Source organism: Gelidimonas diazotrophica, from assembly GCF_055694025.1.
In genome coordinates this window covers 2,128,343-2,142,326 of sequence record NZ_CM146349.1, presented here as the reverse complement: position 1 = coordinate 2,142,326, position 13,984 = coordinate 2,128,343, and the positions used below count along the sequence as shown (strand labels likewise).

Below are 13,984 nucleotides of genomic sequence, written 5' to 3'. Positions count from 1 at the left end.
TGGTTGTGTGATTGTCTAGAATAGTTCGTGTCAGCGGACGACAATGGTTCCACATATCGTATGTCGTGAAGGTCAAAAAAGTTAGCGCGGCAGAACCCTGACGAAACGCAGTGGTAATCTTTCTTGAGGAGTTTGTGAATGCTTGATGATTGCTCATATATCGACGTTCAGGAACGATTGAAACATCTCCGGTGTATAGAAATTATTGCTGCAAAGTTGAATCGTCTAGCAGAAGAAGTGGCGTTTTTGTATGAAGAGGTTTTGATGCAATTTGCAAAGAAAGCTGTTATCCGCGACTATCTCACGATATTTACATCGAGAAAAGTCAAGCTCATCTTCGGTACGGCCCGCAAAGGTGACGTAGCAAATTAAGAATTGCTATTCTTAATAATCGCTATTCTGCCGCATTAAGTAATAACTTCAAAAACCGACGACTACAGTAGTTAGTGTGGATGGCCGATGACTGCCGGTCCCCGGTCTTGGTGGCGCCGAAAGACATTGATGCTGACCAAAGGGGTATGTCAGAGTTATATTTTCCTGCGCGCCACATCAAAGATGAATGCCCCGGCAGCAGCAACTGCGAAATAGAAGAGGGCAACACAGTTCTGCTTATTCCCCTATTTCAAGAGCGGCAGGAATCCTCTTGGTACATGGGCCTAAATACTGCAACTAGAGAGAGATTACCGTAATACAAACTGCCGACAAAAGGGCGATAACGAGTAACCCATTTCCAATCACCTTATCTAATTTATCTGCTTTTTTCATCATGCTCTCCTTGATACATATTAATGGAGAGTATGGATAAATGATGATTTTAGAAATTGATAATGCGCAATAAATATGTCCAATTCACTGATTTGGAATAGTTCAGACTGCCCCATAATTGTTGCGACCATAGGAAATAAAAAGCGCTTGTAACAGCTAATACCGTCGGCCATTCAATCGTGACAATGGAAGGGCAATGTACGGTGAGGTTACACAGGTAGTGAAATGTCTTTTATCTAGGCCGATGCATCCCTCCAGATTTCGGCAGCCGGCATTCAACCGCGGTGGACAATGTGCGCTGAAAAAAGGACACCGAGATGTACGGCCCGTTGGGATGAAGTGCCGAAGGTTTGGATCAATTAATTTCAATCGAATGGACCGACCTGATAATGTAACGTCCGCAGGTCACTGCAACTCAAGGGCGAGCGAATAGGTGGTACATGTTGGGGTTCGCAAGAAGCATTCCGTCGGTATGGGAAGGAGAACCAATTCGACAAGAAACGATTACCAGGAATTTCTTTGGGTCTCTGCTTTCAACTCACGTGCTGCTTCGGCTGTCCTTCGCAGTTCTCTACGTTTGTGCGTTAACGCTGAATGTTGTTCTGCAGTCATCGGCGGTGCGCTCATCAATTCTTTAAGCGATGCAATATTAGAGCAGTCCTGTTTGGCACTTATATTAAAACAGTTCAATTTTTTTACCTTTGATATCAGGTTTTAATTCTAAAATTCTGAGTCTAATGTTAGCGTCGTCACAGATATTAATGAAAAGCTTCGCGGCATTTGTTTGGCGCAGTGTTGAATTAATATTGACATGTATTCTGCATGGACTTGATGTCCTGTTGATGACATTAAGAGCTTGCTTCTATTTCCAGCTTCGCCCAAGGGCCCACTTATTTGGTCGCATTTCATACGAAATTTCTTGTTATGTTCAACCGAGGAAATTTATTCAATTGCTATTTCGGATACAGGTCTGCTGTTAGCTGATATGGCCAATTTCGGTGAGACGTCTCCGTACCGGTCAAGGGGATGCCGGCACGAATAGAGCAGAATGATATTGACTGGAAGGGAGTCTTGACTCCTTCCATCGGCATCAGCACTGATAGAGGAAGAGAATTTTTTCAGTGATGAACTAGCTAGCATTCAGTAGCTTGTTCATCAACAAGGCACTGGTGAGTAATTCACATTTATTGATTGTGCTATGGTAATCTTTTTATTGCATTGTTGCATTGTTGCATTGTTGCATTGTTGCATTGTTGCATTGTTGCATTGTTGCATTGTTGCATTATTGCATTATCACTCATTGCTCGGCCAGCATTAGAAAATGCATGTTGACCAATTTCTAATTGTCGACCGTATAGGTTATTGTTTGCGGCTGTTTTTCTACCGTTGTTTTATGAAATGATTAACGCACTCTGGCGGACTAAAATCCAGGTAAACGTCTGACTCAGAGCTTCAACGACTTGCGTTTTTGCGGGGTCTCTCTGTTTGTGTAAAGCGGCAATAGGACAAAGCGTTTGATGAATTCAAATTATCCACTAACAGCGATTCTAGTAAAAAAATTTAGATCCACGAACTAACAGCTGATACCAATATTAAATATCGACACACGTGGCCGCGCCCTCAAGGAAATGGTTTTCTGTAGAAGTAAAAACATTATTGGCGTGTTTTTACCTAGAAGGCTCCTATAGATGAATGATGCCATCAGACGCCTGAAACGAAAGATTAGCTATGCATATTATTGATGAAGACATTGATAACCCACAGCTTTTTACTCACTTCGGCACAACTAGCCCTTTCTGGAAACTGGTGGCCGACAGTGACGCGCTGCTACTGTCCGGAGAAGAGGGAGCTGTCACGGTGGCCGTTGAGCTCTCTTCTGCGCAAGCCCAAGAACTCCGCGCGATGACTGGGGTCACTTCCAACTTGGCGTTGTCGGTTGCCATTTTTGGCACCTCAATTCGGCTCCATCTGGTTGGCCGCAAGATAGACACCAGGATTTGGGGTGGCACCGCTGCGCGCTATGACGATACAAAGGCTGTCGCCCGAGAATTAGGAAACAGCCTGAATTTCTCCGAAAAAGTCATCTCTGATGTCAATTCGCTGGTTATCATTCTTGATTCCGCGGGTAAAATCAAAAGGTTCAATCGTTTGTGTGAAGAAGTCACGGGCGTGCTGGAGGCGGAGGTGGTAGGGAAAAACGCATTTGACCTCTTTGCTAATGAACAACAACGCGAAGACATCCGCGTTAATGTCCAGGGTTTCTTTACAAAAGGTGCAACGTCCGGAACGGTGCGCCCCATCAACACCAAAACAGGTGTGCGCATGATTCAGTGGCGAAACACTCTCATGGAGTCCGGAAACGGTGTGCCAGAGAAATTTCTTGTTTGCTCCGGCACCGATGTGACAGAACAGTTGCTCGCGCATTCCCGTTTGGCTGAGTTAGCCAATAACGATGTGTTGACCGGTCTATTGAACCGCCACGCCATTCAGGAGAAAATCAAGGCCGCAGTCACGTCAGAAAATACCGAATCGTTCGGGTTGATATTTCTCGACCTCGACAACTTCAAGAAGGTAAATGACTATTATGGACATCTCACCGGCGATGCTCTCATCAAGGAAGTGGCCGCCGCCCTTGGCACCTGCCTGACTGAGAACGATGTGCTGGCGCGCTTGGGGGGCGACGAATTCTTGGTTATAGTCGGAAGCCCATCGCAGGATTCGGTGGAAGCAACAGCGCAACGCATCCTGGACCGTATGATGCGACCGTTTGCACTCAAGCGCGCTGAAGTTTATTCTAGCTGTTCGATTGGTATCGCCATGTTCCCGGCGCATGGCTCCAGCCTTGAGGAGCTGGTGCGCAGCGCCGACACCGCAATGTACGTCTCTAAAGAAGAGGGCAAGCGCACATACCGGGTGTTCTCGCCGAACATGAATAACAAGGCCAGCGAATATATATGGCTCGACACAAACATGCGTCACGCATTGGAGGAAAATCAGTTCGAGCTGTACTACCAGCCAAAAGTATCCCTGCTATCTGGTAAGGTGGACAGCGTCGAAGCGCTGATTCGCTGGAATCACCCGGAACGTGGCCTGATTACGCCAGCGTCATTTATTCCGTACGCAGAAGATTCCGGACTGATTGTCCCGCTGGGGAGGTGGGTGATGAATGCGGCTGCCAAGCAGGCCGGCGTCTGGAAGAAGCAAGGATTGAACCTGCGTGTTGCCATCAATGTCTCCGCACGCCAGTTGCGTATTCCAACGATTATGGAAGATTTTACGCATGCGATTCTTTCCAACGACATGTCTCCTTCGATGCTCGACATTGAATTGACAGAGAGTTGCCTCGTGGAAGACGAGAAGCTGGCCCATCGTTTGATTCGCATGTTCCGCGAACTGGGGGCTCATGTGCATTTGGACGATTTCGGTACCGGCTACTCGTCATTGTCGCAATTAGCCCGTTTACCGCTGGATGTCTTGAAACTTGATGGTAGTTTCATCCAGTCCCTTCACACCGATGCCAAGATGCGAGCGCTAGTGCGTTCGATGGTGGCTGTGGGTCACGAGTTGAACCTGAAAATAGTTGCAGAATGTGTCGAGACCCAGGAGCAAGCCGATTTCCTGCGAAATATCGGGGTCGACTACGCGCAGGGCTACCTGTTTGGTAAGCCAATGAAACTCGCGGACTTTCTGGCATGGATGCCGGTTTCGTCGAACAAAGTGTTGCGCCTCATCGCGTAGCCACACCGAAACCTGGCCCCAAAAAAGCCCCGGACATTTCGGGACTTTTGCTTTGCCTTTGCAGAAGAGTTGCGAGAGCGATTACTCCCGAAACTAGGATAGCCCAGTACTCGTTTTTAGCAATTGTGCCCTGCAGTGGGTGCTGCGGACCCTTCGTTAGCTGCGGGTGTTACCGTAGCTGCCAGGGCTTCTAGGGACTTACCGCTACGTCTGTTCTGGAGCAGAACCAGGCGCTCCATGTAGGCGAGGTCTTTCTCTTCCAGAAGGAATGCAGATTCAGCCCAGTCTTCGGTGATGTCTAGTAGCTCAGTCTTGGTGAGGGGAAACACACGCCGGCGGGTGCGTAGCATTGCACGGATTCCGTTCAGTTTTGGGCGTATGCCATCGATGAATGTACGGGTCGCCTTATAGGCTCCTCCCTGCTCAAATAGGCGGTCTACCAGCCCTTTTTCATGGTGCCATTCAGCGGTATGGGCTTCGCCGCTATTAATGAGTTGCTCGGCCAGACGCATATGCGCCTTTCGTGCGACCAACGAATAACCCCCCATGCCCGGATACAGATTGAAGGCAATTTCGGGAAAGCCCAGCTTCGCGCCTTTTTGCGCCAATACGTATTCGTGTGCCAGAGCTGTCTCAAAGCCACCCCCAAGTGCGCTTCCTTCTACCATCGCAATTGTGATAGCCCCGACCCCAAAGCCGGTTATCACCTCGTGGACCGCATCAATGCATGCACGTGCATACGCCTTCAGAGATGAGCGCTCTCCGGAGCGAATTTGACGTGCAAAAAAAGATAAGTCACCGCCGAGGTTATACAGCCCCGGGACCGTAGAGCCAGTCACCCAAAATTCAATTGGAAGATTCGAAGCGCGTGCGGCGCGCGTCAAATTTGTGATGTCCTTTAGGAGTTCAAAACTGACGCAAGGGCGTGGATGAGCTTGCAGCATCATCCACATCACATTTCGCTCGGCTTCATACCATGCTGACATTTGTGTAAGCATGCCAGCTTCGATGAAGCGCCGGGTTTTGGGATGGTTTAGTAGAGGCATTTTTAGGACTCATAAAATAGTGATAGGAGTCAAGATAATGGCCAAAACAGATGCGTCTGAATAGGAGTGTTGGCGCCAGTTGTCAATTGATTCGCCTGCAGGATATCGTTGACCCAAGGTCATGTCTTGAAAGTCGTTGCCATCATTGGGATTTTTGAACTTGAATGTGGGTCAGCCTAACGTTGGCGTCTGGTTCCATTTCACACTGGCAGCAATGAAGGCCGGCCTTTTCAACAATACCCAGTTCCTAATGCCTGAGGCCTGTAGATGGCGGCCGCTGTTCGGCAGTCACTTGAAGATAAGTTCATCGATGAAAAATACATCACAATGTGATATTATAGTTATTAAGGTGACGCTGGATTTTCTCTGCAGTTGGGCTACGGAAAGTTCGAGTGATACGGACTAATGAGTTGCCTACACATTACAATTTTGCAAAAAATGCCCTGCAATGGCCAAAAAATTCCCCATTCATCCAAGTAACCCCGAGCGAATCTGCTGGGGCTGCGACAGATATTGTCCAGTCGATTCCCTTGCTTGCGGAAACGGCTCGGACCGCACACAGCATCCGGTTGAACTGTTTGGAAATGATTGGCTTAATTGGGGCCTCGATGCTCCCGGAGAGCCGTCAGAACCGGAAGAGTTCGTGGACCGCAGCGGCAAATCGCAGACGTGAGATAACGGGCAAGGGCGCTTGTCCCTAAGGATGCTGGACAGCGTAGCGTTGGAGAACGTTGTTGGCCAAGAATGGTAAGCAAGCAGACAATATGCGTGAAAAAATAGCAGCTAGTTTACATCTTATGATGTCTTAACAGTATTGTTAGAGGCTGGGTTGCAGGTTTAAGCCAAGTCCATTTCCCGCACGCGGCCCCGACGCATAGTTTCAACATGTTCCCGAATCGTACTCGCGAGCGCTTCCGCATCAGGAACTGCCCGAATCACAACGGTGGGGTGGGATTTATCGGATGTTTCCAGAATAATGTTCGCAACTGAAAACAACCTGAGAAACAAGGGTTGCTCGATTGTGAAGTCTTTCACGCGATAGAGTTCCAGAGCACTCGACTCCTTGTTAAGTACACCAGTGCGCAGCCGCAATCGTTGCGTCGTTAATTCGTACTGGGTATTTCGAACCACCAGCCATTTCCAGAGCAAAATAAATACAGGAATAATCAACCAGAAAAACAGGATGCATAAAATATAGGTTCCCAGGTTAATTACTTGAGAAGGGGTTCCTGACCAGATAGCTTGCTCTTGAGACATGTTTGCGCTTTCAGGAGTGTCTGATAGGGGGTTGCGGGGTTGCAATCGTATTGCAAGTTATCTTATCAGTTTCATATAGACTAGGAAAAACACGGTAGTGCTCATCCCCACATTGATACTTCCCCCCGTCCAGCGCTGGCACAAGCGTAATTGGCGTCCGTTGAAACTGAAGGCGCTCTCAAAGAAGTGATACCGGACAACTACCATTGAAATTGTTTTATCAAATATTCCGCTTCGCGCAATACAAAAATTCTCCACTAACAGTTAATCTATGAACATGAAAATTCATCTTGATACCGTTATCCCATTACTGCACACGACGCCATATGGCGTCCTAGCGACGCAATCAACGCAAGTGCAGGGATACCCTTTCGCCTCTATCTTGCCATTCGTGCTCGATGAACGACAGTGCCCCATATTTCTCATAAGTGGTCTGGCTGAGCACACGAAAAATATTTTGGCGGACCCTCGTGCTAGTTTTCTTGTCTCTAGCCCCGACGGAAAAAACGTTCTAACCGGTGCGCGTCTAACATTAGTCGGAGATGTGAGTCGTTTCGACGCATCACAGGAATTAATTGCGCGCTACCTTCGCTATCAGCCAGATGCCAAGCAGTACCTCGCTCTTGGAGATTTTGCTTTCTTTCGACTCACCCCGAAGCGCGCCAGGTATGTTGCTGGTTTTGGGGAAATGAGTTGGATGGAAGAAGCCGAATGGGCAAGTGAGGTAGTCCTGCCGCTGCCCGACGAGGCAAATTTTTACTGGGAACTGATTGAGTTTTTACCGATGGGGGGTCGATTACTCGGCTTGGACCGCTATGGCGTCGACATTGAGCGTCAAGGCAAGCGTGAGCGACACCAGTTTCCTAATGCGCCGGTTGCAATGGAGAATGTTGGCGAAGTGGTTAAACGGCTTCTTACTGTTTTGTAAAATGTGAAGGATTTGGTAGTTTGCGTTGGGATTTTTGATGCCGTAGGCAGGTCTGTATTTACCAGCTAGCCTGTAAATCAGTGCGCAGCACTTTCCAGAAAACAGCGGATGTTCTTGCTGAATGTACTGACGCTAAATGATATGCCATGCAGTTTTCGCAGCCTTTCTAGCGTGCTGATTTTCTCTAAGATTGGAAAATCGTTATGCTGTTTGACAAAGAATGTCTCTTCTAGGCTCGATTGCGGACATAACCCGCAGCAGACCGTCCGGCAATTACGGTCAGGGTTCTGCCGTTGCCGCTCTGGCCTGATTGACCAGAGCGGCAACGGCAGCATCGCAGCCGCTACTATTGTGAAGTCCGCATAGGGTGGAGCATTTATTTAAGTAGTTGTGTTGCCAAGATGGATAAGCAACATATCGCAAGCCTCGATATTTGCAATGTGAGATTCACGCATTTCATGCAACATCTTGCGTATCGGACCAAGAGGAGTTCTCGGTAGTACTTCGGCGATTTTGCGCGCCACCCATGCTTGGCCTTGGTTAAGGAATGCGAGCCGTGCGGCGCGGCCTTGTACCGCGAGCGCCTTGTGGAAGAACGCACCTACGGAGCTGCTAGGCACTCTCCCAAGGCTGCGGAGGCAATCCATCAGTTTGGCACAGTTGTTTGCCTCGTCTTGTTGCAATTGTCGCAGCTGATTCCATTCCTTTGAGTCGCGCGGGTATTCGTCAAGGAATGCCGACAATACTTTTGCGCCGGCCCGCTCCGCTTCAAGCAAGGTGTTGAGAAGCTTAACCAATTCTTCCGTAGCTAAAACATCAGAAACGTCTGGTAATTCAATAGGCAAAGGTTGCTGTTCCATTTTTTAAACCTCACTTTAATGGTGGTGGACGAACGGTGGCACATCTATTTGTCGTTGGTGGCAATAATCGACTACCTCGCTTACAGAATATACAACCACCTCAATTAGGCGCAATCACCCTGGCATCTTTAGTCACCGTAACAATGTGCCAATGCATCCCTTTGTCGTGTCAGAATCATCGTGAAGGTATTGCTCAAGGGCGTAATGTCGTGGCGCTCACTAAGGCCCTGGCACAGTACTAACCTGAATTCTGTGGACGTGCCTTCATCCAACTGAATCGTTATGAGTTGCACAGTTCCACCAAGGTGGAAGCACTGTGGTACATCTTTGTGTGACAAATTGGATGTGGCGTGATATCATAAGTCATTGAAATATAAGGGGAATATGTGTTATAGGCGAGTGTTTCACTGCTTCCGCCAGAACACTAATATGCATGCGGTTCCAAGGGGTTTAGTACCAAAACCCCACAGTTCAACCCGCACAAAAAATACCGCACTTTATCCTGCCGACTTGCACATTATTCAAGTTCGATGTTGCACATATCCTTGTTGGCGGCGCTCAGCACGTCATAGGCTACTGCCATGCGTTACCCAATCAGATTCCTCATTTGTACGTAACCTTGCGTACCCACATTCGATAGTGACAATTGCAGCAATGAAACGTTACAAAGATAGTACAGAAACCGCCAGAACAAACACCTCGGCTCGGGATTCCGCTTTTGCGTGGGATGGCGATACGCTGGTGCTCAACATCCTCGGCAAGCCAAGCGCAAAACAAGATGCGATTGGCAAGATCAAAGGAAAGCAGATCAACGTCAGCGTCACGGCAGCACCCCGCGCCGGCAAGGCAACTGATTATATGGTGCGCTTTTTGGCGGAAGAGTTTGGCGTGTCACCTTCGGATATCGAGGTCGTGTTTGGCCGCATGAATGTGAATAAACAAGTGCGTATCAAAGCACCTAAACGACTGCCTGCGGCAATTGGACAGCAGGAATTATGCTGAGAGAATGATGGGGTTGCGACTCGACAGGCGGCGTCACGCTCACTTCACATGCGCGCTTATGCTACTCTTTCGACTCTCCTAGCCTTATATGATCTGCCGGCTTGAACTTTGAATCGTATGCGCCCGGATGACATCAAATAGCCAAAAAATAAAATTTTTCCGCAGTCGTATTCCTGCATTCGAGTGCATACCCGGATGCCACGACTGTTGCGGCCCGGTGACCACCTCTACCGAAGAGATGGCAAGGCTGCCCGTCAAAAGCGAGGAAGAATACGATGCGGCGCTTGCCGACCTGAGTTGTCCACACCTCGGCGACAATGGATGTGGAGTCTACGCAGAGCGTCCTCTGATCTGCCGCTTGTTCGGAACCACACCGCGGCTCGCCTGCCCGAACGGCAAGCGGCCTGCGGTAATGATCGACCCTGACGTCGAGTTGCAAATCCACCAGTATTTTGCGCAAACGCGCCAGGTATTGGTTTGATGCGCGCCGCTTCCGGCAAACCTGATGGCAAACGCAGAGGCTGTCGTCGTTTCAAATATACTGATTATTGTATTTTTTGAGTGGCAATTGATATATGCGGTAAACAAGGTGCCCTACATGTGCGGCTTATGGCTTAGTTTCCGAGAATTCCCGCCGCAATCTGTTTGACCACATCGCGTTCCAGTCCATTGAAGCCATGATGGGCGAACGCTTCGCAAGGGTCGCCGCGGCTTTCACCGCCCTTGAAAGTCAGTAACTGCTTTCTCGGTACATTCTTGAGTTTCTCCATCAAGCCCGGAATCTCGCTGAATGCGCAGTGAGCACAGCCGTCCTGTTCGTGATGCGCCACCAGGACCGGGATGCGTAGCTTGTCTAGCGGCATGGCAGGCACCGCGCGCCCATTGTTGTCGGTCAGGATAGTTGCAGTCAGGACCATGCCGTCTGGCCCTTCCGGGCCGGAAAGCTCCGTGGCGATGTGCGCGGCGGATTGGGTCCCGCGGCTGGTGCCGACCAGCCACACCGGTACTTTTGCCTGCCCGCGCAGCCAGGCGATGACGGCCTTGATATCGGCCACATGTTCTGGCTTCTGGCGAAAGCCGGCCAGGAACGGGGCATTCTGACGATCCGACGGCGCATCGACGACCGCCACCAGCAATCCTTGTTCGGCGAAGAACTGGCGGGTGCGAACGAGGAAATTTCCCTCGCCCCACCCGAATGCGCCATTCGGGGAAATTTGCAGCCCGCCGTGACCGCCAGACATCAGGATCACAGTGGCTTTCGGCTCGGGCGGGGACAGTACCAGCATCCGTTGGGTGACGCCTGGACGGGTCGGAATATCGACGACTTTCTGAGCGGCCTGCCCATGCGCGTGGACTACAACTACCAGCAGCAACGACGCGAACCAGGTTTTTATTGCACGGTGCATAGCAGCTCTCCCAATAAACACAGTTTGATAGGAATAGCATTTTCTTAACTCATCCCCATTGACGCCGCCGCATGAGGGGGAAGAAAAATAACTTCAAACAGGCTAGCAGTATGGCTTAAAGCGAAGTAGGCAGGGGAAAGGCCGAGTAGCGCCGCATGCCAACTGCTGCCAGACGAAGCGTCGAATACGGCCAGTCAATCATGTCGGCGCTGAAAAAATCAAGCGGACTTGCCACGTCGCTCAGTGCGCTACCGCACCGACGGAGCCAGGTGCTTGCGAGCAAGCTGTTTTCATGGACACCAAAACGCTTACCCCAAAAGGACGGAAAATGAAAATTCGCTACCCGCTCATTGCGTTATCGATGCTGTTTGGCTCGATTACCGCAGCCCACGCCCAGATCAGCGTCGGCATTCAATCGCCAGGTATCAGTATCGGCATCAACATGCCGGCGTATCCGAATCTTGTCTTGATACCTGGCTACCCGGTCTATTACAACCCGCGCGCGAATTCGAATTACTTCTTTTACGACGGCCTGTACTGGGTGTACCAGGACGATAACTGGTATGCGAGCAGCTGGTACAACGGACCGTGGGAATTGACGGAGCCTGAATATGTGCCGCTGTACGTGCTGCGCGTTCCGGTGCGCTACTACCGCCAGCCTCCGGTGTATTTTCGCGGTTGGCGCACCGACGCGCCGCCACGTTGGGGCGATCACTGGGGCCGGGATTGGGAGCAGCGCCGAAGCGGTTGGGACCGCTGGGACCGCCGCTCCGCCCCAAGCGCCGCACCGTTGCCGGTCTACCAGCGGCAGTATTCGGGGAATCGCTATCCCCGCGCGGCAGAACAACAACATTCGATCCGATCCGAGAAGTACCGCTACCAGCCGCGTGATGAAGTAACGCAGCAGCACCTGCAACAGCGTGGCAACGAGCGGGGCAACGCGGACAACCGGCGGGACAACCCGCGCGCCAGGCCGCAGCAGGACTTTCAGATGAATCAGCATCAACAGCAGCAGCAACAACAGCAACAAAGACAACAACAAAAAGAGCAACAAAAAGAGCAACAACATGACTTGCAGATTAATCAGCAACGGCCACCGTCGCCCGCGCAGCAGCCGCAGCGAATGCAGCGCCCGGAAGCCGAACCGCAAGACAAGGGTCGCGAGAACCGGGTCGAACAGCAGGACAAGGGTCGCGAAAACAGGGCTGATCGGCAAGACAGGGGCCGTGAAAACAACGCTGAACAGCAAAACAGGGATCGCGGGAACAAGGCCGAACACCAGAACCGCGGGCGGGGGAACCAGGCCGAGGAAGAGCGCGATCAGGAGCGTCGTTAGGAGCGCATGCCAGGAGCCTGTCGGACTTGCGGAGAAGCGGCTGCAAAATACCCTGAATTGCAAGACCGCCAACCGCTCGAAAAAAGGGGACGGACCGGTCTGTCTCCTCTTGTTCAGCCCGTAACCTTCACTACCCAACCCGCTTGCCAACACCCCATTTCGCATGGGTAGGGCGAGTTTCACCCAGCGCTTTTTAGACCACCCGGCAAACCGACATTGCGAACGCATCTCTGCTGTAATACCAGTTTATGAAACATTCAGGCTAGACAGTCAGCTACCTCTGGGAATATTACTTCTCGTAGTTGGAAGTAAATTAGTGCCGGAATACACAATTTCTTCGTATATTGACCGGCCTCCTGTATTTCTTTTCCACGTGTTGTTTGTCCGTTAGAAATCAGAGTTCCTGTTTCTTAACCTGCATCCATATTTTCTGGCAATCCTGGCATTGATAGTGATACTGGTTTTTCACATAGGTAGTTGAAACGTGACGGGTATTGGTACCACGAGAATTTCGCTCCGACACTTTTTTGGTACCGCGCCAACGATCAAGTTCTTCAATTTCCTGTGTATTTACGTCAGTGGACTTGCAAGTAGGACAACGCAGCCGGATAAATTTATTCCAGTACCAACCGTAGGCAGCTGCAGCCACAATCGCCAAAAATATCAAAAGATTCCTTGACCGTGCGTCCTTTTCTTGACTCTTCTGGAGATTTAACGACTGAAGTTCGGCATCAGCGATCCGCTGCTGTTCAAGTGCTGACTCCCGCTCCAAGCGCTGTTTTTCTTGTGCTTCTTGCTCAGTGTGTGCAGCGGTTTCTTTATCGCGTGCCCGGCTCGCCAAATACTTGTATTTAGGAATCGAAGCGATGATCTTCTTAAGCAAGACATTGGCTTCGTTGAAGGCGTAGTCATCGTCCAGTGCCGGGAGCGAATATCCGTGCCTCGCGTCTGCGATTCGTTTTAATGCCGCATTGCGCCTAATCTCAATCTGCTCCCTTAGCTTTTGCTCGAATAACTGAAAATCCTGATCAGTCCATTCAAGCGCTTTCTTACCATAAAGCTCACCTCTGGGGTCGGACCAGATAGAGTCTCTTGACAATTCTGACTGACCGACAAAATAGTTGATGTCCATTAAGATGGCAAGCGGGTTCTCGCCAGCATCTTTCTGTGGTTGCACTGAGGATGGAATAGAGCCGGTTTTAGGTTGTGAAGGAAACGTGTCTGGAATAGCAGTGGCTTGTGACTGTGGCGTTGGGACTCCGATAACACCTGCATTCCTCTGCGGCGTGACGTCGGTGTTTCTGGACGCTGGGTCAGCCCACTTATTCAGACTGCTGATCTGCATGTGATACGCAGCTTTAAGGCATTCAACATCGGCACATCTGTTACGTACATCCTGCAACCAGATAAGTTGTTGCTGTTTAATCTGCGGATTATTGATTACAGCCCTGTGATACGCAATGGTAAGCTGATCATCCTGCTGCGATAGCATAGGCTCACTGCAGACCATACTTTCTACGGTACTACCGGCCTTAGAGCAGTCAAATCCGGCGGCCATTGCTGATTTTTCAGACAGCCCCAAATAGGCGACAAAAAGGATTATGAACAGAAAGCTACTTTTGTTGTTTTTCATATATTTGTATTCT

The 13,984-nt window shown here is 50.1% G+C and carries 13 protein-coding genes; 8 read left to right on the top strand and 5 right to left on the bottom strand.

All coding sequences use genetic code 11. The features are described 5' to 3' along the window. Positions 1 to 138: 138 nt before the first annotated feature. The 3 genes from KGFNPO_RS09925 (at position 139) to pdeR (ending at position 4,503) form a co-directional block, all read left to right on the top strand. On the top strand, positions 139 to 372 hold the full coding sequence (locus tag KGFNPO_RS09925) for a DUF3562 domain-containing protein (RefSeq protein WP_472631137.1): 234 nt from the start codon (positions 139 to 141) through the stop codon (positions 370 to 372). 651 nt (positions 373 to 1,023) lie between these two features. Next, positions 1,024 to 1,128 carry a DUF4113 domain-containing protein gene (locus KGFNPO_RS09920; protein WP_472634446.1) on the top strand — a complete coding sequence of 35 codons (105 nt, stop codon included), beginning with the start codon at positions 1,024 to 1,026 and terminating at the stop codon, positions 1,126 to 1,128. Positions 1,129 to 2,502: 1,374 nt separating this feature from the next. Beyond that, positions 2,503 to 4,503 (top strand): cyclic di-GMP phosphodiesterase, encoded by a 2,001-nt coding sequence (gene pdeR, locus KGFNPO_RS09915; RefSeq protein ID WP_472634445.1) that lies wholly within the window; start codon positions 2,503 to 2,505, stop codon positions 4,501 to 4,503. 116 nt (positions 4,504 to 4,619) lie between these two features. Here pdeR and KGFNPO_RS09910 read toward each other — a convergent pair whose 3' ends face one another. Beyond that, positions 4,620 to 5,549 (bottom strand): crotonase/enoyl-CoA hydratase family protein, encoded by a 930-nt coding sequence (locus tag KGFNPO_RS09910; RefSeq protein WP_472631136.1) that lies wholly within the window; start codon positions 5,547 to 5,549, stop codon positions 4,620 to 4,622. Positions 5,550 to 5,997: 448 nt separating this feature from the next. On the opposite strand from KGFNPO_RS09910, the gene KGFNPO_RS09905 reads away from it, so the two are divergent. Beyond that, positions 5,998 to 6,222 (top strand): DUF3079 domain-containing protein, encoded by a 225-nt coding sequence (locus KGFNPO_RS09905; RefSeq protein ID WP_472631135.1) that lies wholly within the window; start codon positions 5,998 to 6,000, stop codon positions 6,220 to 6,222. 164 nt (positions 6,223 to 6,386) lie between these two features. Here the strand turns inward: KGFNPO_RS09905 and KGFNPO_RS09900 are convergent, their stop codons facing one another. Further along, positions 6,387 to 6,806: a PH domain-containing protein gene (locus KGFNPO_RS09900; RefSeq protein ID WP_472631134.1), complete on the bottom strand. Its 420-nt coding sequence runs from the start codon at positions 6,804 to 6,806 to the stop codon at positions 6,387 to 6,389. A 277-nt stretch (positions 6,807 to 7,083) separates the two neighbouring features. On the opposite strand from KGFNPO_RS09900, the gene KGFNPO_RS09895 reads away from it, so the two are divergent. Beyond that, entirely contained in the window at positions 7,084 to 7,734 is a 651-nt protein-coding gene (locus KGFNPO_RS09895; protein ID WP_472631133.1) for a HugZ family pyridoxamine 5'-phosphate oxidase, read from the top strand. A gap of 380 nt (positions 7,735 to 8,114) precedes the next feature. On the opposite strand, the gene KGFNPO_RS09890 is transcribed toward KGFNPO_RS09895, so the two are convergent. After that, positions 8,115 to 8,594, bottom strand: a complete 480-nt coding sequence (locus KGFNPO_RS09890) for a DUF6306 domain-containing protein (RefSeq protein ID WP_472631132.1) — start codon at positions 8,592 to 8,594, stop codon at positions 8,115 to 8,117. Between the two features lie 654 nt (positions 8,595 to 9,248). Between KGFNPO_RS09890 and KGFNPO_RS09885 the strand changes: the two genes are divergently transcribed. After that, entirely contained in the window at positions 9,249 to 9,596 is a 348-nt protein-coding gene (locus tag KGFNPO_RS09885; RefSeq protein WP_472631131.1) for a DUF167 domain-containing protein, read from the top strand. Positions 9,597 to 9,723: 127 nt separating this feature from the next. Further along, on the top strand, positions 9,724 to 10,077 hold the full coding sequence (locus tag KGFNPO_RS09880; protein WP_472631130.1) for a YkgJ family cysteine cluster protein: 354 nt from the start codon (positions 9,724 to 9,726) through the stop codon (positions 10,075 to 10,077). Between the two features lie 133 nt (positions 10,078 to 10,210). Here the strand turns inward: KGFNPO_RS09880 and KGFNPO_RS09875 are convergent, their stop codons facing one another. Continuing rightward, positions 10,211 to 11,002 (bottom strand): alpha/beta hydrolase, encoded by a 792-nt coding sequence (locus KGFNPO_RS09875; protein ID WP_472631129.1) that lies wholly within the window; start codon positions 11,000 to 11,002, stop codon positions 10,211 to 10,213. A 328-nt stretch (positions 11,003 to 11,330) separates the two neighbouring features. Here KGFNPO_RS09875 and KGFNPO_RS09870 point away from each other — a divergent pair, with 328 nt between their 5' ends. Then, positions 11,331 to 12,338 (top strand): hypothetical protein, encoded by a 1,008-nt coding sequence (locus KGFNPO_RS09870; RefSeq protein WP_472631128.1) that lies wholly within the window; start codon positions 11,331 to 11,333, stop codon positions 12,336 to 12,338. Between the two features lie 394 nt (positions 12,339 to 12,732). Here the strand turns inward: KGFNPO_RS09870 and KGFNPO_RS09865 are convergent, their stop codons facing one another. Next, a complete protein-coding gene (locus KGFNPO_RS09865) occupies positions 12,733 to 13,971 on the bottom strand; it encodes a lysozyme inhibitor LprI family protein (RefSeq protein ID WP_472631127.1) in 1,239 nt (412 codons plus the stop codon). Between the last annotated feature and the right edge of the window lie 13 nt (positions 13,972 to 13,984).

Bases quoted from the DNA above. Each gene is read 5' to 3' on its own strand.
- KGFNPO_RS09865 (WP_472631127.1), bottom strand. From the start codon at position 13,971: ATGAAAAACAACAAAAGTAGCTTTCTGTTCATAATCCTTTTTGTCGCC.
- KGFNPO_RS09905 (WP_472631135.1), top strand. From the start codon at position 5,998: ATGGCCAAAAAATTCCCCATTCATCCAAGTAACCCCGAGCGAATCTGC.
- KGFNPO_RS09900 (WP_472631134.1), bottom strand. From the start codon at position 6,806: ATGTCTCAAGAGCAAGCTATCTGGTCAGGAACCCCTTCTCAAGTAATT.
- KGFNPO_RS09910 (WP_472631136.1), bottom strand. From the start codon at position 5,549: ATGCCTCTACTAAACCATCCCAAAACCCGGCGCTTCATCGAAGCTGGC.
- KGFNPO_RS09880 (WP_472631130.1), top strand. From the start codon at position 9,724: ATGACATCAAATAGCCAAAAAATAAAATTTTTCCGCAGTCGTATTCCT.
- KGFNPO_RS09885 (WP_472631131.1), top strand. From the start codon at position 9,249: ATGAAACGTTACAAAGATAGTACAGAAACCGCCAGAACAAACACCTCG.
- KGFNPO_RS09875 (WP_472631129.1), bottom strand. From the start codon at position 11,002: ATGCACCGTGCAATAAAAACCTGGTTCGCGTCGTTGCTGCTGGTAGTT.
- KGFNPO_RS09890 (WP_472631132.1), bottom strand. From the start codon at position 8,594: ATGGAACAGCAACCTTTGCCTATTGAATTACCAGACGTTTCTGATGTT.
- KGFNPO_RS09870 (WP_472631128.1), top strand. From the start codon at position 11,331: ATGAAAATTCGCTACCCGCTCATTGCGTTATCGATGCTGTTTGGCTCG.
- KGFNPO_RS09895 (WP_472631133.1), top strand. From the start codon at position 7,084: ATGAAAATTCATCTTGATACCGTTATCCCATTACTGCACACGACGCCA.
- KGFNPO_RS09925 (WP_472631137.1), top strand. From the start codon at position 139: ATGCTTGATGATTGCTCATATATCGACGTTCAGGAACGATTGAAACAT.